Source organism: Mycolicibacterium neworleansense (assembly GCF_001245615.1).
Lineage (GTDB): Bacteria > Actinomycetota > Actinomycetes > Mycobacteriales > Mycobacteriaceae > Mycobacterium > Mycobacterium neworleansense.
Genome location: NZ_CWKH01000001.1, coordinates 2,426,958 through 2,450,789, shown reverse-complemented (window position 1 = coordinate 2,450,789; position 23,832 = coordinate 2,426,958). Strand labels below are relative to the sequence as shown.

Sequence of the window (23,832 nt, the reverse complement as noted above, 5' to 3'; positions counted from 1 at the left end):
GACTCCGTCGCTGTGGTGTCGCTTGGCGATGCTGATCGCTGATCGCGCACTAGGCGTAATTGACCGGAAGACGGATGGATTCGCAGTATGACCTTCATTGACAAGATTCGTGGCCATTGGGCACGCCGCATGACGGTGGCGGCTGTGGCAGCGCTGATGCTGCCTGGCTTGATCGGCGTTACCGGCGGATCGGCGACCGCGGGGGCATTCTCCCGGCCAGGCCTGCCGGTCGAATACCTGATGGTCCCGTCGCCGTCGATGGGCCGCGACATCAAGATTCAGTTCCAGAGCGGTGGCCCCGGTTCCCACGCGGTGTACCTGCTCGACGGCCTGCGCGCCCAGGACGACTTCAACGGTTGGGACATCAACACCAACGCGTTCGAGATGTTCCTGGACAGCGGCCTGTCAGTGGTCATGCCCGTCGGTGGCCAGTCCAGCTTCTACACCGACTGGTACTCGCCGGCATGCGGCAAGGCCGGCTGCGTCACCTACAAGTGGGAGACCTTCCTGACCAACGAGCTGCCGGCATGGCTGGCCGCCAACCGCGACGTCGCGCCCACGGGCAACGCCGCGATCGGTCTGTCGATGGCCGGCTCCGCCTCGCTGATCCTGGCGACCTACCACCCGGACCGCTTCATCTACGCCGGCTCGATGTCGGGCTTCCTCAACCCCTCCGAGGGCTGGTGGCCGTTCCTGATCAACATCTCCATGGGCGATGCCGGTGGCTTCAAGGCCAACGACATGTGGGGTCCGACGGAGGATCCGAACAGCGCCTGGAAGCGCAACGACCCGATGTTGCAGATCCCGACCCTGGTCGCCAACAACACCCGCATCTGGATCTACTGCGGTAACGGCCAGCCCAACGAGCTCGGCGGCGGCGATCTGCCTGCCACCTTCCTCGAAGGCCTGACCATCAAGACCAACCGCACCTTCCAGGACAACTACATCGCCGCAGGTGGCACCAACGGTGTGTTCAACTTCCCGAACAACGGCACGCACAACTGGGCCTACTGGGCCCGGGAGCTGCAGGCCATGGTTCCGGACCTGCAGCGGGTGCTCGGCTAAGCCGAACAACACGCGATAACGAAATCGCCCAGAACACCTTGTGTTCTGGGCGATTTCGTTATGGGCGGGCGTAGCTGCCGGGTTAGAAGCCGCCGGCCACCTTTACCACCGCGCGCCCGGAGTACCGTCCGGCACGGACCTCGTCGAGGACGCCGACGACATCCTTGACGTCGATCTCGTGGGTGACGTCGTCGAGGTGGCGCGGTTTCAGCGGCCCACCCAGCTGTGCCCACAGCTCCCGCCGCGGCTCAATCCGTAGCAGCACCGAATCGATGCCCAGCAGAGAGACACCGCGCAAGATGAACGGCATCACCGTGGTGTTCAGGGCCGCTCCGCCGGTCAGTCCGCTGGCCGCCACCGCACCGCCGTATTTCAGGGTGCTCAGCACATCGGCGAGCGTGGCGCCGCCGACGCAGTCCACCGCCGCCGCCCACCGTGTCTTGCCCAGCGGGCGGGGCTTGGCGTCGGGTTCGGCGGGGAGCCGGCCGATCACCTCCGAGGCGCCCAGAGCGCGAAGGTGATCGGCCTGGTCGGCCTTTCCGGTCGATGCCACCACCTGGTAGCCGGCGGCGGCCAGTAGGTCGACGCTGACCGACCCCACACCGCCGGTCGCTCCGGTGACCACGATCGGGCCGTCCTGCGGGGTGATGCCGTGGCGGGTCAGGGCCTGCACACTCATCGCCGCGGTGAATCCGGCGGTGCCGATCGCCGCACCCTCGCGCGGGCTCAGCGAGCCCAGTGCGACCACCTGATCGGCGGGCAGTCGGGCGTATTCGGCGTAGCCGCCGTGATGACCGGTGCCGATCTGATAGCCGTGGGCCAGCACGAGGTCACCGGGCGCGAACTCAGCGGACTCGGAGCTGACCACCTCGCCGGTCAGGTCGATGCCCGGGACGATCGGATAGTCGCGCACCACACCGCCTTTGGGGGTCAGCGCCAGGGCGTCCTTGAAGTTGACGCTGCTGTACAACACCCGGATGGTGACGTCACCCGCAGGTAGTTCGGAAGCCTGCAACGTCTCGACCGCGGCGTCGATGCGGTCGCCGTCCTGCCGTGCGACCAGTGCCTGAAACGTGTCCATGGCCTCACCCTATTGTCCGAGCAGACGCAAAACTGCCCAAAACCAGGCGGTTCTGGGCAGCTTTACGTCTGTTCGCCGAAAGACCTACTTGAGCTCGGCCGAGGACAGGCCCAGCAGGCGGCGGGCGACCACCAGCTGCTGGATCTGCTGAGTACCTTCGAAGATATCGAGGATCTTCGAGTCGCGAGCCCACTTCTCCAGCAGCGTCTGCTCGGAATAGCCGGTGGTACCGGCCATTTCGACGGCCTTGAGGGTGATGTCGCTGGCCACCCGGGCGGCCTTCGCCTTACCCATCGAGGCTTCCTTGGAGTTGGGGATGCTGTTGTCGGCCTGCCATGCCGAGCGCACGGTCAACAGGTAACCGGCCTCCCAGTCGGCCTCCATCCGCAGGAACTCCGCTGCCGCGGCGCTCTGAGCATGCGCGGGCTTGTCGTAGGAGATCTCTACGCCGGCGTCGGTGAGGATCGCACGCAGATCCTCCAGCGCGGCGCGGGCGATGCCGACGGCCATGGCCGCCACGATGGGGCGGGTGTTGTCGAAGGTCTCCATGACCCCGGCAAAACCCTTCTCCACGTGGATTTCCGGGTCACCCAGCAGGTTGTCCTTGGGGATGCGGGCATTCTCGAACCGGATCACCGCGGTGTCGGACGCCTTGATGCCGAGCTTGTGCTCGAGACGCTCGACGGTGACGCCGGGATGCTCGCGCGGCACGATGAACGACTTGATGGCCGCACGGCCCAGCGACTTGTCGAGGGTTGCCCACACCACGATGTGGGTGGCCCGCGAACCGGCGGTGACGAAGATCTTCTCGCCGTTGATCACGTACTCGTCGCCGTCGAGCACCGCGGTGGTGGTGACGGCCGCCGAGTCGGAGCCGAAGCCGGGCTCGGTGATGGCCATCGCGGCCCACACGTCCTTGCCGAGGCGTTCGAGCTGCTCGGGCGTGGCCACCGAGGAGATGGCGGCGTTCCCGAGGCCCTGACGCGGCACCGACAACAGCAGGGCGACATCACCCCAGCTGATCTCGAGCGCGTTGAGCAGCGCCGACATGTTGGCGCCGTTGACGGTGACCTTCTCGCCCTTGGTGTTGGCGTCGTCGCGGAACGCCTCGGCGCCGGCGAACGAGATCGTCTTGGCTTCCGAGATGCCTTCGAACAGCGTGGCCAACGTGTCCAGCTCGACCGGGTAGGCGTGCTCGGCGAGGTCGTACTTGCGCGAGATCGGGCGAAGCATCTCGGCGGCGCCCTGGTGGCCCTTCTCGATGACCGCCTGGAGCTTGCGGGGCATTTCCAGATTGATTGCCATGATTAGTCTTTCAGTTCGATCGAGGACCTAGATAACCACGACACCCTCGGCGACGCCGATGGCCCGCAGATCGCGGTACCAGCGCTCGACCGGGTGTTCCTTGGTGTAACCGTGACCGCCGAGCAGCTGCACGCCGTCGAGGCCGATCTGCATGCCCTTGTCGGTGCCGAGCTTGCGGGCCAGTGCGGCCTCGCGGGCGAACGGCAGGCCCTGCTCGGCGCGGGCGGCACCGCGCCAGGTGATCAGCCGCAGGCCGTCGAGCTCGATGGCGATGTTGGCGGTCATGAACGCCACCGACTGGCGGTGGGCGATCGGCTCGCCGAACGCCTGGCGCTCCTTGATGTAGGGGATGACGTAGTCGAGCACCGCGTGCGAGGTGCCGACGGCCAACGCGGCCCAGCCCAGCCGGGACAGCGCGATCGCCTCGGAGTAGTCCTGATCGGTGGCGCCGTCCTCACCGAGACGGTTGGCGAGCGGCACCGCCACGTTGTCGAGCTCGACCTGACCGAGCGCGGCGGCACGGATGCCCATGCTGGGATCGGCCTTGACGGTCAGGCCCGCTGACGATGCCTCGACGATGAACAGCGCCGGCTTGCCGTCGAGTTGTGCTGCCACGATGAACAATTCGGCGTCGGCGGCAGCCGGAACCAGTGACTTGACGCCGGACAGGCGGTAGCCGCTGGGGGTGCGCACGGCGCTGGTCCTGAGCGCGGTCGGATCGAACAGGGCGTGCGGTTCGGCGATCGCCACACACGCCTGGGGCACGTTCTCGCCCGCGAATTCCTTGAGGTAGGTGGCCTGCTGGTCGGCGCTACCCCAGTGGGTCAGGGCCGAGGCGACGCCGCCGGGCGCCAGGATCGGCAGCGCGAGGCCCATGTCGCCGTAGGCCAGGGCCTCGGCGACGAGCGCGTTGGTGACGGTGCTGCGGTGCTCGGCGATGCCGTCGAAGTCCTCGGGCACGTTGACGGCGGTGATGCCCAGCTCAGCGGCCTTTGCGATGAGATCCGCGGGGTAGGCCGCGGCCTCGTCGGCGTCGTGCGCGGCGGGCCGCAGGATCTCCTCGGCGAACTCCCGGACCGTCTCGACGATCATCTGCTGGTCTTCGTCGGGGGTCAGGTCGAAGTAGTCGGCCCCGCTGGCCTTCAGCCGGGTGGGCGCCTTGCCGAGCCCCTGGATCCGCTGGAATTGGCGGGTGGCCGCGCCCGCGGTCGAAAACACCTGCTTCACACCGTATTTCAGGCCGCGGTTGAGCGGATCGCGCAGGCCGTAACGGTCCAGGAATTCCTGGCCGACGATGGGCGTGATCAGCGCCAACCCGATGTCGGTCGCTGTCCGCTTGTGCTTGTGCAGTCCCACCGCGCTTTGCTGGCTGGGGTTGGAGGGACGGGATTGGGTGCCGTTCTTGGACGGCAGGGTGTTGGTCATGTCTGCTGCCTCTACTGGTCGTGGCGACGCATCTGACCGTATCTTACTCCGGAGTAAGGTATGGCATCTGTTACCAACTTCACATCGCCTGAGATCAGGGTTCGGCCGCCGAGAGCCGGTCGTGGCGTTCGCGGTTCGCGCGCACCTCGTCCATGTGGGCCTCGGCCCATGACTTGATCCCGACCATGAGCTGGTGCAGGGAAAACCCCAGGTCAGTTAGCTCGTAGGTGACCGTGACCGGCACGCTCGGCGTCACGGTCCGGATGAGCAACCCGTCGCGCTCCAGGGATCGCAGTGTCTGGGTGAGCATCTTCTGGCTGACGCCGGCCAGGCGCCGAGAAAGCTCGGAATAACGCATCGGCCGCGGTTCGCCGGCGCTCGCGGACCCGGGTCGCGGGCCGTCGCCACCGAGCGCCGCCAAGATGAGGGCTACCCATTTGTCACTGATGCGGTCGAGTAGTTGGCGGCTAGGGCAATTCGCCAGGAAGGCGTCGTATTCGAGCTTTGCTCGTGCCCGTTTCTGGGCGGCGGTTGTCGTCGGCACGTCCGCTCCTTTCGCTCCGGGGTGGGTTACGCACTTCGAAGTGCCTACTTCCCATCGGAGAGTTACCACTCCATCGTGGAGTGGGAGAGCAGTTCCACGCAAGAGTTCAAGAAGGAGTGAATTTTCATGTCCGTCTCTACTTTTCACGCCGCGGTTGTACGTACTCCGGGCGGGCCGGACTCCATCGAGATCATCGAAGTTCCGCTGGTCGCGCCTGGCCCCGGTCAGGTCCGGGTGAAGGTCGCCGCGGCGACGGTCAACCCGGTCGACGTCGGCGTGGCCGCCGGTGTGTTCCACGATCTCGGCCTGGTCGACCAACCGAACTGGACCGGGCTCGGCTGGGATTTCGCGGGCATCGTCGAGGCTGTCGGGCCGGGTGTGGATCTGGCTGTGGGTACGCGGGTCGCCGGTGTCGTGGCTGGATTCGACCGGGACTACGGCACCTACGCCGAGCAACTGGTGGTGTCGGCGGCCGACGTTGCTGTCGTGCCCGACGGGCTGAGTTTGATCGACGCGTCGACGGTGCCGCTCAACGGTTTGGCCGCCGCGCAGATCCTCGATCTGCTCGGTGACGCACCCGCCGACGGTCGCCGCCTCCTGGTCACCGGAGCTGCGGGTGCGGTCGGCGCTTACCTCAGCGCGCTCGCCGCCGAGCGCGGTTGGAACGTCACCGGCCTGGCCCGCGAGCACGATGAGGAGTTCGTCCGCGGCCTCGGAGCTGCCTTCACCGCCACGGCGGAGCCGGGATGGGACGCGGTCGCCGACGCCGGCGCGATGCAGGAGGCGGCTCTCGCGCTCGTACGCGACGGCGGGCGGTTCGTCGGGGTGCAGCCGAGTTCGGAGCTGCCGGCCGAACGCGGCATCACCGTGTCAGCGGTGGTGGCCCATCCCGACGGCTCTCGGCTCGCCGACCTCCTGGCCCGCATGGCCTCCGGGCAGTTGCAGGCGCGGGTGCATGCCGTGCTGCCGCTGGATCAGGTGGCCGATGCCCACCGGGCGCTCGCCAAGGGCGGGGTGCGCGGTCGGTTTGTCATCCGGCCCTGAGCTCAGTTTCCGGCGAGCCGGTCGAGCACCTGCCTGTGCAGCAGTCCATTGGTGGCCAGCGCGCTACCGCCGTGGGGTCCGGTGCTGCCGTCGATGCTGCTGAAGGTGCCACCGGCCTCGCGGATGAGAATGTCCAGCGGGGCGATGTCCCACAGCTTCACCTCGGGCTCGCAGGCGATGTCGACCGCGCCTTCAGCGACCATGCAGTACGACCAGAAGTCGCCGTAGGCGCGGACGCGCCAGACCGCGTCGGTGAGCTCGACGAAACGGTCGCGACGGTCTTCCCACCCGGTGGTCAGGTCCGAGTACGACAGGCTGGCCGACGCCAGATCGCTGACACCCGACACCGACAGTTTGCGAGTAGCCCCGGCGAAGGAGCCGAACGCACCCTGGCCCAGCCCCGCCCACCAACGCCGCGCGAGCGCCGGCGCGCTCACCACGCCGACGGTCGGCACACCGTCTTCGAGCAACGCGATCAACGTGCACCACACCGGCACGCCCCGGACGAAGTTCTTGGTTCCGTCGATCGGATCGATCACCCACTGACGGCCGGTCAATGTCGTTGTGCCACCGAATTCTTCGCCGAACACCGAGTCGCCGGGGCGGGCCGCGGCCAGCGAGGCGCGTAACTCCTCCTCGGCTCCGCGGTCGGCGTCGGTGACGGGAGTCAGGTCCGGTTTGGTCTCGATGTGCAGATCCAGCGCGCCGAAGCGGTCCATGGTCAAGGAGTCGGCCTGGTCGGCCAGTTCGAGGGCCAACGTCAAGTCATCTGCAACGGAACTCATGCGTGCAGTCCTACCATGGCCTCGTGTGGGAATTCGGAATACTCCTCCTGCTGGTCGGGGCCCTCGTGCTGCTGCTGGCGCCATGGATCATGCGGCGCCGGGGAATTCGGGGTGAACTGGCGCACGGCACGTTGCTGGTGACCGGGGTGAGCCCCCGGCCGGATGCGACGGGGGAGCAGTACGTCACCATCACCGGCGTCATCACCGGTCCGACCCTCAGCGAGCACGTCGTGTATCAGCGCATGGCTGTCGACGTGAACGAGTGGCCGGCCATGGGGGCGCTGTTCCCCGTCGTCTACTCGCCGAGCAATCCGGACAAGTGGGCTTTCGCGCCTGCGGAGCCGCCGCCGGCCTGATCAGGCGTGCGCGATCCGGAGCAGCTCGGCCACACTCGCCAGCTTCACGCGTGGACGGCCCAGCGGCTCTCCGGCGGCGCGCTCGTGCGCGTCGATCAGCTGCCAGTGCTCGCCGGTGACGAGCTTGGGCTGGTGTTCCAGCAGCCATTCGGCGAGTTCGATGTCGTACTCGGCGCCTCGCTCGTCGACGCCGCCGGCCCGAAGGTCGTCCAGCAGGGTGTCGACGGTGTCCTGTGAGTCCTTTTTGTTGCTGCCGATCACGCCGGACGGCCCGCGTTTGATCCAGCCCACCACGTATTCGTTGCGGCTGCCCTCGATACGTCCGTCGGTGTGCGGAATCGTGCCGGAGCGTTCGTCGAACGGCAGTCCGGGCGTGGGCACGCCGCGATAACCGACCGCCCGCACCACCAGCTGGGCCGGCAGCTCCTCGCGTTCGCCGGTGTCTTTGGCCACCATGCGTCCGTCGGCGTCACGGACAAGTTCGTTGCGGCCCAGCACAATCGACTCGACCCGATCCTCGCCGCGCAGTTCGACGGGGGAGGTGCAGAAGCGGAAGATGATGCGCCGCTTGGCTTCTCGCGGCTGCTGGTCGATGTACTTGCGCAGCACCTTGATGTTCTGCTTGACGGTCTTGCCCGCAGCTTCCAGGTCATCGTCGGTGATGCCGTCGAAATCGGCCGGATCGAGGACGACGTCGACATCACCCAACGCCTCGAGGTCGCCGAGTTCGCGCAGTTCCAGGGTGGTGAACGTCGCCTGCAGCGGTCCGCGACGTCCGATCACGACCACCTCTTCCACCCCGCGGGTGTCCAGTGAGGCCAGCGCGTGGTTGGCGATGTCGGTGTTGGCCAGGGCCTCGGGGTCGCTGACCAGGATGCGGGCCACGTCCAGGGCGACGTTGCCGTTGCCGACCACCACCGCCCGTCCTCCCGCCAGATTGGGTGCCATGTCATCGAAATGGGGATGGGCGTTGTACCAGCCGACGAAATCCACTGCGGCAACGCTGCCGGGCAACTCTTCCCCGGGGATGTGCAACGCCCGGTCGGACTGCGCCCCGACGGCATAGATCACCGAGTCATAGCGCTGCGCCAGTTCGGCCGGCGTGACATGCTCGCCGACCTTGATGTTGCCGAAGAACCGGAACCGCGGATCGGCTGCGGTCTTGTCGAACTGCGCGCTGATGGACTTGATCTTCGGATGGTCGGGCGCCACTCCCGAACGCACCAACCCCCACGGGGTCGGCAGCATCTCGAGCATGTCGACCCGAACGTCGCGATCGGAGTCGGGCGAATCGGCGAACTTCAGCAGCGATGCGGCAGCAAAGAAACCTGAGGGGCCGGAGCCGACGATCGCTACGTGATATGGGCGCATACCCTGCCTTCTTACGAGCCGGAAAAGCCGTCACAACCCGAACCTTGGCGTGCTGTGACGGGTACCACCCGATGCTAAACACAGATCGCCTGTGCTGCCGCGAGTCGGAGAGAACTGCCGCCGAAATGCCGCCGGGTACCCTGAACATTCGTGGATCCAGACCGCCAAGCCGCCGTAGCCGCACTCGACACCACCCTGACGACCGTGGAGCGGGTGCTCGACATCGATGGCCTGCGCCAGCGGATCGACATGCTCGAGCAGCAGGCCTCCGATCCGAACCTCTGGGATGACCAGTCGCGGGCGCAGAAAGTCACCAGTGAGCTCTCGCACGCGCAGAACGAACTGCGCCGGGTGCAGGAGTTGCGTCAGCGTGTCGACGACCTGCCGGTGTTGTTCGAACTCGCGGCCGAAGAGGGTGGTGCCGACGAGCTCGCCGAGGCCGACGCCGAACTCGCCAAGCTCCGTGAGGACATCGAGACCCTTGAGGTTCGCACCCTGCTCTCGGGCGAGTACGACGAGCGCGAAGCTGTCGTCACGATCCGTTCGGGCGCCGGCGGCGTCGACGCCGCGGACTGGGCCGAGATGCTGATGCGGATGTACATCCGCTGGGCCGAGAAGCACGACTATCCGGTCGAGGTGTTCGACACCTCCTACGCCGAAGAGGCCGGGATCAAGAGCGCGACCTTCGCGGTGCACGCCCCGTTCGCCTACGGCACCCTGTCGGTCGAACAGGGCACCCACCGGCTGGTGCGCATCAGCCCGTTCGACAACCAGAGCCGGCGCCAGACGTCGTTCGCCGACGTCGAGGTGCTCCCGGTCGTCGAAACCACCGACCACATCGAGATCCCCGAAGGCGACCTGCGCGTCGACGTGTACCGCTCCAGCGGTCCCGGCGGGCAGTCGGTGAACACCACCGACTCGGCCGTCCGCCTCACCCACATCCCGACCGGGATCGTGGTGACCTGTCAGAACGAGAAGTCACAGCTGCAGAACAAGGTCGCCGCGATGCGGGTGCTGCAGGCCCGGCTGCTCGAACGCAAGCGTCTGGAGGAGCGCGCCGAGATGGATGCGCTCAAGGGTGACGGCGGCAGCTCCTGGGGTAACCAGATGCGGTCCTATGTTCTGCACCCCTATCAGATGGTGAAAGATCTTCGCACCGAGTACGAGGTCGGGAACCCGGCCACGGTGCTGGATGGAGACATCGACGGATTCCTGGAAGCAGGGATCAGATGGCGCAACAGAAAAGATGACGACGACTAATACGGTGCTGGCCTTTTCCCTCGCCGACCGCTGGCACGGTTTCTGGCATGGCGAGATCGGCGTCTGGATCCTGACCACCGGGCTGCACATCGCCCTGTTGCTGATCGGCGGCCTGCTGGCCGCGCGCTTCATCAACTGGGCCGCGCAACGGGTGGTGCGCCGGATCGACGCCGAATATCAGGAAAGCGATCAGCTGGTGCGCTCGGAGAGCGCCAAGCACCGGCAGGCCGTCGCCTCGGTGATCTCCTGGGTCTCGGTGGCGGTGCTGTTCATCATCGTGCTCGTCGAGGTCACCGATGCGCTCGCGGTGCCGATCGCCTCTCTGGTCGCCCCGGCCGCGGTGCTCGGTGCCGCTCTCGGTTTCGGTGCGCAACGCATCGTGCAGGACCTGCTTGCCGGCTTCTTCATCATCACCGAGAAGCAGTACGGGTTCGGTGACCTGGTCCGGCTGACGATCGCCGCCGCCAATGAGGCCGAGGGCACTGTCGAGGACGTCACATTGCGGGTCACCAAGCTGCGGTCCTCCGAGGGGGAGATGTACACCGTGCCCAACGGGCAGATCGTCAAGGCGCTCAACCTGTCCAAGGACTGGGCGCGTGCGGTGGTCGACATCCCGGTCTCGGTCAGCGCCGACCTGAACGTGGTCAACGACGTGCTCAACGATGTCGCCGAGAAGGCGGCCGAGGATGGCGAGCTGTCCAAGCTGCTGCTCGACAAGCCGCAGCTGATGGGTGTGGAGAGCATCGGCCTGGACACCGTGAACCTGCGGATGGTCGCGCGCACTCTGCCGGGCAAGCAGTTCGATGTGGGCCGGCGGTTGCGGGTACGGGTGGTGCGCGCGCTGCGCCGTGCCGGCGTGGTGACCTCGTCTGATGCGTCGATCGCCGCGGCAGGCGATGTGGTGCATCCGGCGGCTGTCGCGGAAACGCAGGCCACCACGGCACCGGCGTCCTCGGCGCAGGAGCAGAAGAAGTGAAGCTCGACTTCTCCAAGGTGACCGATGCCGCCACCAAGCTCTGGCGCAGCCGGCTGGGCCGGCTCCGCACCTCGACAGTGGTCCTGATCGTGGCGTTCATCGCGCTGTCGTGGCTGCAACAGGAATACCGGCCGGCGCAGCCCGCACAGCCCGCGCCCGGGACGCAGGTGGTCCCGCCCGGGTTCGTGCCGGATCCGGACTACACGTGGGTTCCGCGCACCAAGGTGCAGCCTCCTCGCACGACGACCCCGACCGAGACGGCGGAGCCGACCACCGAGACCACGACTCCGACGACGACGCCGACCGAGCCCTCGGAGACGACCGAGCCGGTGCCCGGTCCGTCGACGAGTCCGAGCACCACAACCCCGCCGGGCGCTCCGCGGACGACGGTCATCGATCCGGACGGCCCGGGACTGATCCCGCCCATCACGTTGCCGGTGCTCCCCGGCCCGGCCCCGAGTCCGGCGATCGATCAGCAGCAACCGGGCCAGGAGTCGGTGGCCCCGACATTGCCGCGATAGCCTGACCTGCCGGATGATTTCGCCCCGCTACACTGGCGTGCCGTGATGATCACCCTCGACCACGTGACGAAGCACTACAAGTCTTCGGCGCGCCCAGCGCTCGACGACGTCTCGTTGAAAATCGACAAGGGTGAGTTCGTCTTCCTGATCGGCCCGTCGGGTTCGGGCAAGTCGACGTTCATGCGGCTGCTGCTGGCGGCCGAGACGCCCACCTCGGGTGACATCCGAGTGTCCAAGTTCCACGTCAACAAGCTGGCCGGCCGGCATGTCCCGAACCTGCGTCAGGTGATCGGCTGCGTGTTCCAGGACTTCCGGCTGCTCCAGCAGAAGACGGTGTTCGAGAACGTGGCGTTCGCCCTTGAGGTGATCGGCAAGCGCGGCGAGGTGATCAACCGCGTCGTCCCGGACGTGCTCGAGATGGTCGGCCTGTCCGGTAAGGCCAACCGGTTGCCGAGCGAGCTGTCCGGTGGCGAGCAGCAGCGCGTGGCCATCGCCCGCGCCTTCGTCAACCGCCCGCTGGTCCTGATCGCCGACGAGCCCACCGGCAACTTGGATCCTGAGACCAGCAAGGACATCATGGATCTGCTGGAGCGGATCAACCGCACCGGCACCACGGTGCTGATGGCCACCCACGACCATCACATCGTCGACTCCATGCGTCAGCGGGTCGTCGAACTCGAACTCGGCCGGCTGATCCGTGATGAGCAGCGCGGCGTCTACGGAATGGATCGCTAAGTGCGCTTCGGCTTTCTCGTCAATGAAGTTCTGACCGGGCTTCGTCGCAACGTCACGATGACGGTGGCGATGATCCTGACCACCGCCATCTCTATCGGCCTGTTCGGTGGCGGCCTGTTGGTGGTGCGGCTGGCCGATCAGTCCCGTGACATCTACCTGGACCGGGTCGAGAGCCAGGTGTTCCTGACCGATGACATCTCGGCCAACGACCCCAACTGCGACGCCGACGCGTGCAAGGCGCTGTACCGCATGATCGACGACCGCGACGACGTGCGCTCGCTGAGCTTCCTCAACCGCGAGCAGGCCTACGACGACGCGATCAAGAAGTTCCCGCAGTACAAGGACGTCGCGGGCAAGGATGCGTTCCCGGCGTCGTTCATCGTCAAGCTCAACGATCCCGAGCAGCACGAGGCGTTCGACAAGGCGATGCAGGGCCAGCCCGGTGTGCTCAACGTCCTCAACCAGAAGGACCTGATCGACCGGTTGTTCGCCGTCCTCGACGGTCTCAGTAGTGTCGCGTTCGCCGTGGCGCTGGTGCAGGCGATCGGCGCGGTGCTGCTGATCGCCAACATGGTCCAGGTGGCCGCGTACACGCGGCGCACCGAGATCGGCATCATGCGCCTGGTCGGTGCGACCCGCTGGTACACCCAGTTGCCGTTCCTGGTCGAGGCGATGATCGCGGCCCTGATCGGTGTGGTGATCGCGATCGTCGGGCTGATCGTGGTCAGAGCGGTGTTCCTGGAGAAGGCGCTCGACCAGTTTTATCAGTCGAATCTCATCGCCCGGGTGGACTACGCTGACGTGCTCTACTTCAGCGCACCGTGGATGCTGTTCCTCGGCCTGGCGATGTCCGGCATAACCGCGTATGTGACGCTGCGGCTCTACATACGAAGGTAGTCGTGAACTAGTGGCGACCAAGAAGTCCAGCCCCGCCGGCAACAAGCAGATTGTGGCCAGCAATCGCAAGGCGCGGCACAACTACATGATCCTCGATACCTATGAGGCGGGTATCGCGCTGATGGGCACCGAGGTCAAGAGCCTGCGCGAAGGCCAGGCCTCCTTGGCCGACGCGTTCGCCACCGTCGACGACGGTGAGATCTGGCTGCGCAACGTGCACATCGCGGAGTATCACCACGGCACGTGGACCAACCACGCGCCGCGGCGCAACCGCAAGCTGCTGTTGCACCGCAGGGAGATCGACAACCTGATCGGCAAGATCCGCGACGGCAACCTGACCCTGGTGCCGCTGTCGATGTACTTCTCCGACGGCAAGGTCAAGGTCGAACTGGCGCTGGCCCGAGGCAAGCAGGCCCACGACAAGCGCCAGGACCTGGCCAAGCGTGACGCCGACCGGGAGATCACCCGCGAGTTGGGCCGCCGCGCCAAGGGCATGTCCTAGCCGTCCCCCCTTTGCACCGCGAGCGTGCGCGTCTGCTGCCGACACGCCGGGTTTCGTGGGCATTCTGGGCACCTTCGGCGCCCGCGAGCGACACGGAAATGCCGCGAAATAATCGCTTGGCGTTCGCCGTTGGTGTTCGCGTACCATTGATTGTCCTGCCGAAAGTCGGCAGGGATGCGAGGGGCTGATCGGTTTCGACTTCGCGCATCGAATCAAGGGAAGCGTGCCGGTGCAGGCAAGAGACCACCGTAAGCGTCGTTGCAACCAATTAAGCGCCGATTCCAATCAGCGCGACTACGCACTCGCTGCCTAAGCGACTGCGTGTCTGTCAGACCGGGAGCGCCCTCGGCCCGGACCCTGGCATCAGCTAGAGGGACCCACCTACGGGTTCGGTCGCGGGACCCGTGGGGACATCAAACAGCGACTGGGATCGTCATCTCGGCTTGTTCGCGTGACTGAGAGATCCGAGTAGAGACACAGCGAACTGCGCACGGAGAAGCCTCGAGGACATGCCGTAGGACCCGGGTTCAATTCCCGGCAGCTCCACGACGAAGGCCCAGGTCAGAGTAAATCTCAGACCTGGGCCTTCATCGTTGCCCGCTAGATCACGCAGTGCGACGGGTCGACTCCGGGCAGTGGAAAGAAGCCGATGCACTCCGGCGGATTCGGTGGCGGTGGGGTAGCCGGAATGTCCAGCGGCATGGGGTGAAAGATCCCGGTGCCCAAGTCGATCCAGCCGTACTGTCCGTTTTGTCCGCTGTACTCGTAACACGAAGACCAGTCGAAGTCGGGCCACGGCGCTGCGGCCGGCCGGGGATCCCCGGGGCACCAGGTGGGCCGGGCCTGCGCATTACCCGCGAGTGCCAAACCGGCCAGGCTCAAACCAGACATCACCACCGCCGTCGACAACCCGACGATTCTTCGTTTCGGTGTGCCAGTGCAGTCCATGGTGGCTCCTTCGTCCGCGCGTGAGCGTTCCCGGTAACGACATCTTCGGTCGCGAGATCACGCGTGTCTGGAGTAGCGGACTACCCCAAGTTCGGGTTCGTGCTCGCAGGTGACAGCTGCGGCCACACCGTCAGCGCCGGGCAGTCCATCCAGGGCAAATGCCGCATCCGTCCTGGATGCGGGTTAGATTTAGGCATGTTCTCTCGCCGCATACTCAGCCCTTTGACGGGCAGTGCGCGGCCAGGTGGTCGCTGGGTCGGGCTTGGCGCTGCTGCTCTCATCACCGCGGGCGTCCCGCTCGTGGCCCTGACCGCACCGCCGGTGGCCTATGCCGCCGACTGTGCCGACGCCGAGGTTGTCTTCGCGCGTGGCACCGATGAGCCGCCGGGCATGGGCCGTGTCGGTGACGCCTTCGTCGACTCCCTACGCAAGCAGGCCGTCGGCATGAACATCACCACCTACGCGGTCGACTACAAGGCCAGCAAGCTGCAGCTGCACGGTGGTGACGGCGCCAAAGACGCGATCTCCCACATCAAGTCCACGCTGTCCTCGTGTCCCGACACCCAGATCGTGCTGGGCGGCTACTCGCAGGGTGCGAGCGTGATCAACATCGTGGCCGGCAACCCGCTGGGTGGCATCAAGTGGGGCGATTCGCTGCCGCCCGAGTACGCGGACAACGTCGCGGCGATCACCACCTTCGGCGACGTGGGCACCCGCACCAAGCAATCGATATCCACGCAGAGCGCACTGTTCGGTTCCAAGGCGATCGACCTGTGCAACCCCAGCGACCCGATCTGTCACGAGGGTCAGGGCAACGAGTGGAGCGGACACACCGAGGGCTACGTCCCCGTGTACACGACCCAGGCGGCGGCATTCGCCGCCTCGAAGCTGCTGGCCGGCTTCGGCCAGTCGCTGCCCGGGTACGGCCCGGCGCTGCCGGATTACGGATACGGGCCGAGTTACGGCCCGGACACGTCACTGCCCGGCTATGGGCCCGGATCCGACCCGAATACGTCGCTGCACGGACCGCAACCGGGGTACGGACCCTCGCCGGGGTACGCGCCGGTCTCGCCCGGGTACGGCGTGCAGCCACCCGGGTCCGACCCGCCGACTCCCGGGTCTTCGTCGCCGTCGACCGCAGTCGGATTGGTCTGAGCGATCCTCTGACGAACATGCCCATGGGCCGCGGAGACGCGGCCCTTCGGCATTTTCCGGCGCGGAGATCGAATGCGACCTGCGATCATTGGGAATCGTTCCCTGCGACGAAACGGGGAGTTGATCAAGATGTTCTCTGCGCAGCGCGAGTTTTCGGCATACGGCCCGTCGCACCTGGCGGTGCTGGCGGTTTTCGTAACGGGCGCCGTGCTTCTGGTCATGATCGGCCGTCGCCAGACCCAGGCGCAGGCCCGCATCCTGAGCCGTGGTCTGGCAGTTCTGCTCATTGCCGCATTTCTCGTGGCGCTGGCCTACAAACTGGCCGACCCCTCCATCGACACCTCGGTCCCACTGCAGTTGTGCGACCTCGCGGAGCTGGCGGCGGCGTATGCCTTGTGGTCCCAACGGCATTGGGCCTTCGTCCTGACTTATTACTGGGGCCTCGTGCTGAGTTCACAAGCGTTGATCACGCCGGATATCGGTACGCCGAAAGAGGGCGCCCCGGATTTTCCACACCATCTGTTCGTCACGTTCTTCACGCTGCACGTGCTCGTCGTGTTGGCGGCCATCTACCTGACGTGGGGGAGAGGGATGCGACCCGGGTGGCGGGACTACCGCTTCGCCGTCGTGGCCACCCTCGTCTGGGCGGCGGTCACCTTCACGTTCAACGTCGTCACCGGAACCAACTACGGCTACCTCAACCGCAAGCCTCCCACCGCGTCGCTGCTGGATGTGTTGGGCCCGTGGCCGGTGTATCTGCTCGCCGAGGTCGCGATCGTGCTCGTGGTGTGGGCGCTGATGACCTGGCCGTGGGAGCGCGCGCGGCAACCTGCGAGGGCCGCGGCACCCTAACTGTGAAATTGCTGTCAGTTGACGTGCAAAGTGATTGTTGACACCGACACTTTGACAGGCTAGGTATATTACGCGCGTTTGCGAATGTGTATCGCTTGCGACCTGTCCCACCGGGCGACAGTGGCCTGATCGAAGGGGCGGGTTGTGCAGACCAAGGCATCACCGACACGCGCGGGCGAGCGATGAGCAACCACGGCACGCAGAACCGGTCGGGCATCGCGCGGGTCATCCGCACGCTGGCGGTGCCGATCGTGCTCATCTGGGTGGCGCTGAACGTCCTGACCAACGTCTTCGTTCCGCCGCTGGAGAAGGTCGGCGAGGAGAACACCGTCGGGCTGAGTGCCAAGGACGCGCCGGCGATGATCGCCATGCGCAAGATCGGCAGCGACTTCCAGGAGTTCGATTCCGACAGCAACGCGATGGTGGTGCTGGAGGGCGAGCAGCCCTTGGGCGATGCCGCGCACCACTACTACGACGGGATCGTCGACAAGCTCGAGGCCGACACCGCCCACGTACAGCACGTGGCGGACTTCTGGGGTGATCCGCTGACGGCGTCAGGTGCCCAGAGCAACGACGGTAAGTCGGCCTACGTCCAGGTTTACCTGCGCGGCAACCAGGGCGAGACGCTGGCCAACGATTCGGTGGCCGCGGTGCGCGAAATCGTCAACGAGTCCTCGCCGCCGCCGGGAATCAAGGTGTACGTGACGGGCGGGGCGCCGTTGGTGTCCGATCAGCACCACGCGGGCGACAAGAGCGTCGCCCGGGTCACCGCCATCACGCTGGTGGTGATCGCGGTGATGCTGCTGATCGTCTACCGCTCGATCGCCACCATGATCCTGGTTCTGCTCATGGTGTTCATGGAACTCGGCGCCGCCCGCGGCATCGTCGCGTTCCTGGCCCACACCGGGGTGATCGGGCTCTCGACCTTCGCTGTCAACCTGCTGACGTTGATGGTGATCGCCGCCGGAACCGACTATGCGATCTTCGCGATCGGTCGCTATCAAGAAGCACGCGGCGCGGGCGAAGACCGAGAAACCGCGTACTACACGATGTTCAGCGGCACCTCGCACGTGGTCCTCGGGTCGGGAATGACGATCGCCGGCGCGATGCTGTGTCTGAGCTTCACCCGCCTGCCTTACTTCCAGACCATGGGTGTGCCGTGCGCCGTGGGTACGTTCGTCGCGGTCGTCGCCGCGTTGACGATGGGCCCGGCGGTCATCGTGATCGGCAGCCGGTTCGGACGTTTCGAACCCAAGCGCAGTATCCGGTCGAGGGGCTGGCGCCGCGTCGGTATCGCGGTGGTGCGCTGGCCCGGCCCGATCCTGGCCGCGACCTTGGGGCTGGCACTCATCGGTCTGCTCACGCTGCCGGGGTACAAGACCAACTATGACGCCCGCAAGTACCTGCCGTCGGATCTGCCGGCCAATGTCGGATATGCCGCTGCTGAAAGGCATTTCAGCGCCGCCCGGATGAACCCTGAACTGCTGATGGTCGAGGCCGACCACGATTTGCGAAATCCGGCAGACTTCCTGGTCATCGACAAGATCGCCAAGGGCATCGTCCGGGTGCCCGGCATCTCCCGGGTGCAGGCGATCACCAGGCCCAACGGCCGGCCTATCGAGCACACGAGTATCCCGTTCCTGCTCAGCCGGCAGGGCACGACCAACACGATGAACCGGAAGTACCAGCAGGACCGCATGGCCGACATGCTGGTGCAGGCCGACGAGATGCAGAAGAGCATCGACACGATGGAGCAGATGTCGCGGCTGACCCAGCAGATGGCCGACATCACGCATTCGATGGTGGCCAAGACCAAGGTGATGACCCTTGACATCGCCGAATTGCGGGACAACATCGGCGATTTCGACGATTGGCTGCGCCCGCTGCGCAACTACTTCTACTGGGAGCCGCACTGTTTCGATATCCCGGTGTGCCAGTCGCTCCGGTCGATCTTCGACACCCTGGACGGCATCGACGCCCTCACCGATGACGTTCAACAATTGGTACCCGAGCTGGAGCGGCTGGATACGCTGATGCCGCAGCTGGTCGCGCTGATGCCCCAGCAGATCGAATCCATGAAGACCATGAAGACGATGATGCTGACGCAGCGGTCCACGCAGGCCGGTCAGCAGGATCAGATGGCCGCCATGCAGGAGAATTCGACGGCCATGGGCAAGGCCTTCGATGAGGCCCGCAACGACGACACGTTCTACCTTCCGCCGGAAGCCTTCGACAACAAGGACTTCAAGCGTGGCATGAAGAACTTCATCTCGCCCGACGGAAAGTCGGTGCGGTTCATCATCAGTCACGAGGGTGATCCCGCGACGCCCGAAGGCGTCAACCATGTCGACCCGATCAAGCTGGCAGCCAAGGAAGCGCTCAAGGGCACGCCGCTGGAAGGCTCGAAGATCTACCTGGCCGGCACCGCGGCCACCTACAAGGACATGAAGGACGGATCGTTCTACGACCTGCTGATCGCCGGAATCGCCGCGGTGTCATTGATTTTCATCATCATGTTGCTGATCACGCGCAGTGTGGTGGCGGCAGCGGTGATCGTCGGTACGGTGCTGCTGTCCCTCGGTGCGTCGTTCGGGTTGTCCGTGCTCGTCTGGCAGCATCTCCTCGGGCTGGAACTGCATTGGATGGTGCTGGCGATGTCGGTCATCCTGCTGCTGGCGGTCGGCTCCGACTACAACCTGCTGCTGGTGTCCCGCTTCAAGGAAGAACTGCCCGGTGGCCTGAAGACCGGCATCATCCGGGCGATGGCGGGTACCGGTTCTGTGGTGACCTCGGCCGGGCTGGTGTTCGCCTTCACCATGGCGTCGTTCGCGTTCAGCGATCTGAAGGTCATGGCACAGGTGGGCACCACCATCGCGCTCGGCCTGCTGTTCGACACACTCATCGTGCGGTCTTTCATGACCCCGGCGATCGCGGCAATGCTGGGCCGGTGGTTCTGGTGGCCGCAGGTCATCCAGTCGGCGGCGTCCAAGCGGCGGCTGGCCGCGCTGCATCAGCAGACAAACACAGCTTCCGCACAGCCCTGACTCGAGAAGCAGCCTCGTCCAGGCCTGTAGCCGGCCACGATACGAAACTGCCCACGTGCGAGCGCAGATGCGCTCGCACGTGGGCAGTTTCGCCTGATTACTTCTTGTTGCCCCCGGGCCGCGGAGGTGGCGGCGGCTTGGCCTTGGTGGTCGGCTCGAATTTGCCGCCCTTTTTCGGATCGAATGTTCCGGCCATGGTGATCCCTCTCGTTCGGTTCGATAGTTCCACCACTTCCCACCGTAACCACGATGGCAAGGCCAGGGGTGGCGAACGGCGATGAGCAGCTGAAAGAGACCTGCGCACGGCCTGTTGCCGGCAGGAATCAGGGCGAGCAGAAAGTGCCCGGCGACTCACGGGCCGCCGGCTGCAGTGGAAACGCAACACGCCGCGCAGGGTTGCGACACGGTCACGGGACGATACCTATCAGTGCATCACCGGTCACATCGGCAACATTGATCACTAACGTCACATCAGCCAACTGTGACGTCATGCCGACGTCCCTGCATTGGGAAGGTGTGACATGTCGCGACGTGCTCGAGGTGCTTCCGCGATGGCAGCGGCGGCCGCGATCGGACTTGTCGTCGCCGTCGGCGTGGCGCCATCGGCATCGGCTGAACCCTGCGAAGGTGCTGCGGCGGCCGCACAACCCCTTCCGAACCAGGCCTTCCAGATCCCCAAGCCCTCTCGGCTCGCCCCGCTCAACCGCCCGATCGGTCACATGCCGGTCGGAGCCAACGACCGGGCCCCGCTCCCCAAGCTCGGCCAGTTGCCGCTGGCCCTCCTCAAGGCGCTCATGCCGAACACCGGGCAGGTCAGGCAGCGAGCGGCGGTGGTCCCGGCGCCCAATCCCGGCGGTGCCCAACCTGTGCCGAACGCGGCGCAGCCGGCTCCGGTCCCGGCGGCGTCTCAGCCAGCCCCGGCTCCCGCTGCCGCGCCGGCGCCAGGGGCACCTCCCGGTACCTCCATCGTCGGCTGGGTGACCGGTCCCGACAGCCCCAACCAGACCATCAAGCGGTTCGCCATCACCGGCACCGACCTTGGAATCATGTGGGACAACGGGGATCCGGTGAACCGCCAGGTGTTGATGGCCTTCGGCGACACCAACGGATATTGCGGCATCCCCGGCAAGCAGTGGCGGTACAACGCGTTGTTCCGCAGCCAGGACGGCTCGCTGTCGCGGACCGTCGCCGTGCCCGACGGTGTGGTCGCCAACAAATACTCGGGTTCTCCGGTGTGGCGCCAAGGCATTTCGAAGCAGATCATCAACAGCATCGGCCGGGCACCGGAGGAGACCGGCATCATTCCCACCGCGGGAATCTCGGTCGGGCGCAACCAGTATCTGAACTTCATGTCGATCCGGAACTGGGACAGCCCGGGAGCCTGGTCCACCAATTTCTCGGCGATCGCGATGTCTCCGGACAACGGTGAGAACTGGGGCGTCTACCCGGGAACCATCCGCACCCCCGGTGGAGGCAACGAGAACTTCCAGATGGGCGCATTCCTCAAGCCGGGCCCGGGCGATCCCTACGTCTACTCGTTCGGCACCCCGAACGGGCGCGGCGGGTCGGCGTACATCTCACGGGTGTCCCCGGCCTTCATCCCGGACCTCACCAAGTACGAGTACTTCAACGCCGACAACAACGCGTGGGTACCGGGCAATCCGGCGGCCGCGACTCCGGTGATCCCGGGTCCGGTGAGCGAAATGTCGGCCCAGTACAACACGTATCTCAAGCAGTACCTGGTGCTGTACGGCAACGGGGCCAACGATGTGGTGATGCGGACTGCGCCGGCCCCCCAGGGTCCGTGGGGCCCGGAGCAGTTGATCGCGCCGTCGTCCCAGATCCCGGGCGGCATCTACGCGCCGTACCTACACCCGTGGTCGACGGGTAAGGAGCTGTACTACAACCTTTCGCTGTGGTCGGCCTACAACGTCATGCTGATGAAGACCGTGCTGCCCTGACCCGGCCGTTGGTCCGCGGCGGCGACGCCAGCGGAGCCAGCATCGCCGACAGGCCGTATTCGAACACCGCGTCGTAGTCGGTGGGGGACTGCAGCGCGGCGACGAGGGCCTGATCGGGCCAGTCGGCGGTCCACAGCGACGGATCCTCCTCCTGGTGCCGGGGGCCGCGCACAGCTGAGAACAGCATCACCGCCGAGGCGGTCACGTGTACCTGCACTGCCCGCAACACCAGGGCGGCCTGGGTGCCGGTGACGCCCGCCTCGGCCAGTTCCGCGGCGAGTTTCTGCTGGACCGGCAGGAACAACGTCGGTGTGCGATCCCGCTCGTGGGCGATCGCCAACAGGTGCTGGCGGCGGATCAGCAGGCGGCGCTGGTTGCGGGCGAGCGCGGCAATCCGGTTCACCGGAGTGTCGCCCTCCATGGGCAATGCGGCCATCTCGGCGACGAGGCGGTCGACCAGGCTGTCGAAGAGTGCATCCCGGCCGCCGACGTGCCAGTAGATCGAGGTGACGGCGACGCCGATGCGTTCGGCGAGCGCTCGCATCGAGAATGCTTCCACCCCATCGGATTCGATGAGAGCCGCCGCCGCGTCGAGGATGACATCGGCGTCGATCGGTTTTGCCTTCGGACTCATCCGCCGGCTTCCGCCTCGCGGATGCGCTCGGGCTCCGGCAGGTCGAGGTAGCGCTCAAGGTTGTGGTGCATGTTGATGATTCTGCGCTCCTCGGCGGACAGCACCAGGTGGGTGAACCCCGGTTGGTGCAAACCGCGCTGTAGACCGGTGAGCACGGCGATGTCCTGGCTCATCACCACACCGGGGTGGGCTTCGTCGGCGCCCATGTTGACATCCGTCGGTCTGATCCGCGGCGCCTGCGCCGGCATGCGGGTCATCAGGGTCATCACGAGCTGGCCCCGGTCGGGATCGGACCCGGGCAACGACGTCATCACCGTCAGATGGTCGGCGCTGGCCAGCAGGGTGAGGTTGGGGAAGACGTTGTACTGGTGCAGGCACATCACCTGATCGGTACTTGCCCAGCCGATGTCGACTCCCCGGCCGGCCGCGAACTCCTTGATCTGCGCGGCGATCACGTCGGCCACCGTCTGGCCGGGGGCCTGCCGGTCACGAGGGAACGGGGTTCCTTCGGCCACGCCCATCAGGGCGCCCTGGGTGTACACGTAGGCGTCCCACACCTCTTCGTCGCTCAGCGCCCCGGCCAGGCGTGGGCTCGGAACTCCGTACAGGGATTCCGATTTGCCCGTGTGGCCCCAGATCTGCTGGGGTGCGTACACGTCGTCCATGCACCGGTGCAGTTCTGGGTGCAGCGTCTGTACGTGGTAGGTCTCGCTGTAGCCGTCGGCGATGGTCTTCCAGTTGGCCTCGACGTCGATGGTCATCGTGGCGTAGCAACGGAAGTCGCCCAGACCGCACCAGGCGATGTCGCCCGGGACCGCCTCAAGATAGTCGGCCAGGGGCATGGCGTCGGGGTCGAGGTTCACGAAGACCAAGCGTTCCCAGGTGTCGACCTGTACCGGTGCCAGCGGGAATTCGGACATGCGCACAGCCCCGAAGCCCTTGCGGTTCGGAATCCGTTTGAGCGCTCCGGCCAGATCCCAGGTCCAGCCGTGATAGCCGCATTTCAGCTCCCGCAGCGCGGAGCCCGCGCCGGTGCACAGGGCGTTGCCGCGATGGCGACAGGCATTCTGGAAGGCACGCAACTCACCGTCGTCCCCGCGGACGATCAGCACCGAATAAGGGCCGCAACGATATTCGAAGTAGTCGCCGGCCTCGGCCACATGATCCACCGTGCATGCGGCCTGCCACACCCGCGGCCACATGCGTTCCGCCTCGAGTCGGGCGAACGCCGGCGAGATGTAGCGGTCGGCCGGCACCAGGGTGGGGCGCGCCGGCGGCTCGCCGATCGCGTCGACCCGTCGCGGGTTGTCGGTGTGCGTGGAACTCAGCGCCATGAAAATGCCTCCCGCTGCGAAGATCGAAAACTCGGCA

At 66.1% G+C, this 23,832-nt stretch carries 22 protein-coding genes and 1 other RNA gene; 14 read left to right on the top strand and 9 right to left on the bottom strand.

From position 1 onward, the window contains the following. Positions 1–87 precede the first annotated feature (87 nt). Positions 88–1,065 (top strand): esterase family protein, encoded by a 978-nt coding sequence (locus BN2156_RS11605; protein ID WP_090513677.1) that lies wholly within the window; start codon positions 88–90, stop codon positions 1,063–1,065. A gap of 82 nt (positions 1,066–1,147) precedes the next feature. Here BN2156_RS11605 and BN2156_RS11600 read toward each other — a convergent pair whose 3' ends face one another. From BN2156_RS11600 to BN2156_RS11585, 4 genes are all read right to left on the bottom strand, one after another. Beyond that, the gene (locus BN2156_RS11600; protein ID WP_090513674.1) at positions 1,148–2,146 is read right to left on the bottom strand and encodes an oxidoreductase; all 999 of its coding nucleotides are present in this window, start codon (positions 2,144–2,146) and stop codon (positions 1,148–1,150) included. 84 nt (positions 2,147–2,230) lie between these two features. Continuing rightward, a complete protein-coding gene (locus BN2156_RS11595) occupies positions 2,231–3,451 on the bottom strand; it encodes an acyl-CoA dehydrogenase family protein (RefSeq protein WP_090513670.1) in 1,221 nt (406 codons plus the stop codon). Positions 3,452–3,478: 27 nt separating this feature from the next. Then, positions 3,479–4,876 carry an acyl-CoA dehydrogenase family protein gene (locus tag BN2156_RS11590; protein WP_162490778.1) on the bottom strand — a complete coding sequence of 466 codons (1,398 nt, stop codon included), beginning with the start codon at positions 4,874–4,876 and terminating at the stop codon, positions 3,479–3,481. Between the two features lie 94 nt (positions 4,877–4,970). After that, a complete protein-coding gene (locus tag BN2156_RS11585) occupies positions 4,971–5,420 on the bottom strand; it encodes a winged helix-turn-helix transcriptional regulator (protein ID WP_090513666.1) in 450 nt (149 codons plus the stop codon). A gap of 126 nt (positions 5,421–5,546) precedes the next feature. Between BN2156_RS11585 and BN2156_RS11580 the strand changes: the two genes are divergently transcribed. Then, positions 5,547–6,464 carry an NADP-dependent oxidoreductase gene (locus BN2156_RS11580; RefSeq protein WP_090513664.1) on the top strand — a complete coding sequence of 306 codons (918 nt, stop codon included), beginning with the start codon at positions 5,547–5,549 and terminating at the stop codon, positions 6,462–6,464. A gap of 2 nt (positions 6,465–6,466) precedes the next feature. Here the strand turns inward: BN2156_RS11580 and hisN are convergent, their stop codons facing one another. Continuing rightward, a complete protein-coding gene (hisN, locus tag BN2156_RS11575) occupies positions 6,467–7,249 on the bottom strand; it encodes a histidinol-phosphatase (protein WP_090513661.1) in 783 nt (260 codons plus the stop codon). A gap of 23 nt (positions 7,250–7,272) precedes the next feature. Here hisN and BN2156_RS11570 point away from each other — a divergent pair, with 23 nt between their 5' ends. Continuing rightward, complete coding sequence (locus BN2156_RS11570) at positions 7,273–7,605, top strand: hypothetical protein (protein WP_090515798.1); 333 nt, start codon at positions 7,273–7,275, stop codon at positions 7,603–7,605. Here BN2156_RS11570 and BN2156_RS11565 read toward each other — a convergent pair whose 3' ends face one another. Then, a complete protein-coding gene (locus BN2156_RS11565; protein WP_090513659.1) occupies positions 7,606–8,976 on the bottom strand; it encodes an FAD-dependent oxidoreductase in 1,371 nt (456 codons plus the stop codon). It lies immediately after the preceding gene. A gap of 150 nt (positions 8,977–9,126) precedes the next feature. Between BN2156_RS11565 and prfB the strand changes: the two genes are divergently transcribed. From prfB to ssrA, 7 genes are all read left to right on the top strand, one after another. After that, the gene (gene prfB, locus BN2156_RS11560) at positions 9,127–10,236 is read left to right on the top strand and encodes a peptide chain release factor 2 (RefSeq protein ID WP_090513657.1); all 1,110 of its coding nucleotides are present in this window, start codon (positions 9,127–9,129) and stop codon (positions 10,234–10,236) included. After that, complete coding sequence (locus tag BN2156_RS11555; RefSeq protein ID WP_090513655.1) at positions 10,223–11,212, top strand: mechanosensitive ion channel family protein; 990 nt, start codon at positions 10,223–10,225, stop codon at positions 11,210–11,212. Before prfB ends, BN2156_RS11555 begins: the two co-directional genes overlap by 14 nt. Further along, on the top strand, positions 11,209–11,733 hold the full coding sequence (locus BN2156_RS30685) for an Rv3103c family proline-rich protein (protein WP_090513652.1): 525 nt from the start codon (positions 11,209–11,211) through the stop codon (positions 11,731–11,733). Before BN2156_RS11555 ends, BN2156_RS30685 begins: the two co-directional genes overlap by 4 nt. A gap of 45 nt (positions 11,734–11,778) precedes the next feature. Next, the gene (ftsE, locus tag BN2156_RS11545) at positions 11,779–12,468 is read left to right on the top strand and encodes a cell division ATP-binding protein FtsE (protein WP_003881403.1); all 690 of its coding nucleotides are present in this window, start codon (positions 11,779–11,781) and stop codon (positions 12,466–12,468) included. Next, positions 12,469–13,365, top strand: coding sequence for a permease-like cell division protein FtsX (ftsX, locus tag BN2156_RS11540; protein WP_090513650.1), 897 nt, complete (start codon positions 12,469–12,471; stop codon positions 13,363–13,365). Positions 13,366–13,375: 10 nt separating this feature from the next. Beyond that, positions 13,376–13,867, top strand: a complete 492-nt coding sequence (smpB, locus tag BN2156_RS11535; protein ID WP_036439802.1) for an SsrA-binding protein SmpB — start codon at positions 13,376–13,378, stop codon at positions 13,865–13,867. A gap of 180 nt (positions 13,868–14,047) precedes the next feature. After that, positions 14,048–14,416: a transfer-messenger RNA gene (gene ssrA, locus BN2156_RS11530) on the top strand. Positions 14,417–14,467: 51 nt separating this feature from the next. Here ssrA and BN2156_RS11525 read toward each other — a convergent pair. Next, positions 14,468–14,815, bottom strand: a complete 348-nt coding sequence (locus BN2156_RS11525) for a hypothetical protein (RefSeq protein ID WP_131725158.1) — start codon at positions 14,813–14,815, stop codon at positions 14,468–14,470. A gap of 195 nt (positions 14,816–15,010) precedes the next feature. On the opposite strand from BN2156_RS11525, the gene BN2156_RS11520 reads away from it, so the two are divergent. The 4 genes from BN2156_RS11520 to BN2156_RS11505 all read left to right on the top strand — a co-directional run bounded on the left by BN2156_RS11520 (position 15,011) and on the right by BN2156_RS11505 (position 21,827). Next, on the top strand, positions 15,011–15,970 hold the full coding sequence (locus BN2156_RS11520) for a cutinase family protein (RefSeq protein ID WP_090513644.1): 960 nt from the start codon (positions 15,011–15,013) through the stop codon (positions 15,968–15,970). A gap of 129 nt (positions 15,971–16,099) precedes the next feature. Beyond that, positions 16,100–16,822 (top strand): YwaF family protein, encoded by a 723-nt coding sequence (locus BN2156_RS11515; RefSeq protein ID WP_090515796.1) that lies wholly within the window; start codon positions 16,100–16,102, stop codon positions 16,820–16,822. 182 nt (positions 16,823–17,004) lie between these two features. Further along, positions 17,005–19,866 (top strand): MMPL/RND family transporter, encoded by a 2,862-nt coding sequence (locus BN2156_RS11510; RefSeq protein WP_090513641.1) that lies wholly within the window; start codon positions 17,005–17,007, stop codon positions 19,864–19,866. 551 nt (positions 19,867–20,417) lie between these two features. Beyond that, a complete protein-coding gene (locus BN2156_RS11505) occupies positions 20,418–21,827 on the top strand; it encodes a glycoside hydrolase family 183 protein (RefSeq protein WP_090513638.1) in 1,410 nt (469 codons plus the stop codon). On the opposite strand, the gene BN2156_RS11500 is transcribed toward BN2156_RS11505, so the two are convergent. Further along, on the bottom strand, positions 21,799–22,461 hold the full coding sequence (locus tag BN2156_RS11500; RefSeq protein WP_090513635.1) for a TetR/AcrR family transcriptional regulator: 663 nt from the start codon (positions 22,459–22,461) through the stop codon (positions 21,799–21,801). The two genes, BN2156_RS11505 and BN2156_RS11500, sit on opposite strands and share 29 nt — an antisense overlap. Then, entirely contained in the window at positions 22,458–23,795 is a 1,338-nt protein-coding gene (locus tag BN2156_RS11495; protein WP_090513632.1) for an aromatic ring-hydroxylating oxygenase subunit alpha, read from the bottom strand. Before BN2156_RS11495 ends, BN2156_RS11500 begins: the two co-directional genes overlap by 4 nt. Between the last annotated feature and the right edge of the window lie 37 nt (positions 23,796–23,832).

Coding starts and splice junctions, on each gene's coding strand:
- ftsE (WP_003881403.1), top strand. CDS start 11,779: ATGATCACCCTCGACCACGTGACGAAGCACTACAAGTCTTCGGCGCGC.
- BN2156_RS11520 (WP_090513644.1), top strand. CDS start 15,011: ATGTTCTCTCGCCGCATACTCAGCCCTTTGACGGGCAGTGCGCGGCCA.
- BN2156_RS11580 (WP_090513664.1), top strand. CDS start 5,547: ATGTCCGTCTCTACTTTTCACGCCGCGGTTGTACGTACTCCGGGCGGG.
- BN2156_RS11510 (WP_090513641.1), top strand. CDS start 17,005: ATGAGCAACCACGGCACGCAGAACCGGTCGGGCATCGCGCGGGTCATC.
- BN2156_RS11600 (WP_090513674.1), bottom strand. CDS start 2,146: ATGGACACGTTTCAGGCACTGGTCGCACGGCAGGACGGCGACCGCATC.
- BN2156_RS11595 (WP_090513670.1), bottom strand. CDS start 3,451: ATGGCAATCAATCTGGAAATGCCCCGCAAGCTCCAGGCGGTCATCGAG.
- BN2156_RS11500 (WP_090513635.1), bottom strand. CDS start 22,461: ATGAGTCCGAAGGCAAAACCGATCGACGCCGATGTCATCCTCGACGCG.
- BN2156_RS11565 (WP_090513659.1), bottom strand. CDS start 8,976: ATGCGCCCATATCACGTAGCGATCGTCGGCTCCGGCCCCTCAGGTTTC.
- BN2156_RS11495 (WP_090513632.1), bottom strand. CDS start 23,795: ATGGCGCTGAGTTCCACGCACACCGACAACCCGCGACGGGTCGACGCG.
- BN2156_RS11555 (WP_090513655.1), top strand. CDS start 10,223: ATGACGACGACTAATACGGTGCTGGCCTTTTCCCTCGCCGACCGCTGG.
- BN2156_RS11505 (WP_090513638.1), top strand. CDS start 20,418: ATGGCAGCGGCGGCCGCGATCGGACTTGTCGTCGCCGTCGGCGTGGCG.
- BN2156_RS11525 (WP_131725158.1), bottom strand. CDS start 14,815: ATGGACTGCACTGGCACACCGAAACGAAGAATCGTCGGGTTGTCGACG.
- BN2156_RS11515 (WP_090515796.1), top strand. CDS start 16,100: ATGTTCTCTGCGCAGCGCGAGTTTTCGGCATACGGCCCGTCGCACCTG.
- BN2156_RS11605 (WP_090513677.1), top strand. CDS start 88: ATGACCTTCATTGACAAGATTCGTGGCCATTGGGCACGCCGCATGACG.
- BN2156_RS11590 (WP_162490778.1), bottom strand. CDS start 4,876: ATGACCAACACCCTGCCGTCCAAGAACGGCACCCAATCCCGTCCCTCC.
- hisN (WP_090513661.1), bottom strand. CDS start 7,249: ATGAGTTCCGTTGCAGATGACTTGACGTTGGCCCTCGAACTGGCCGAC.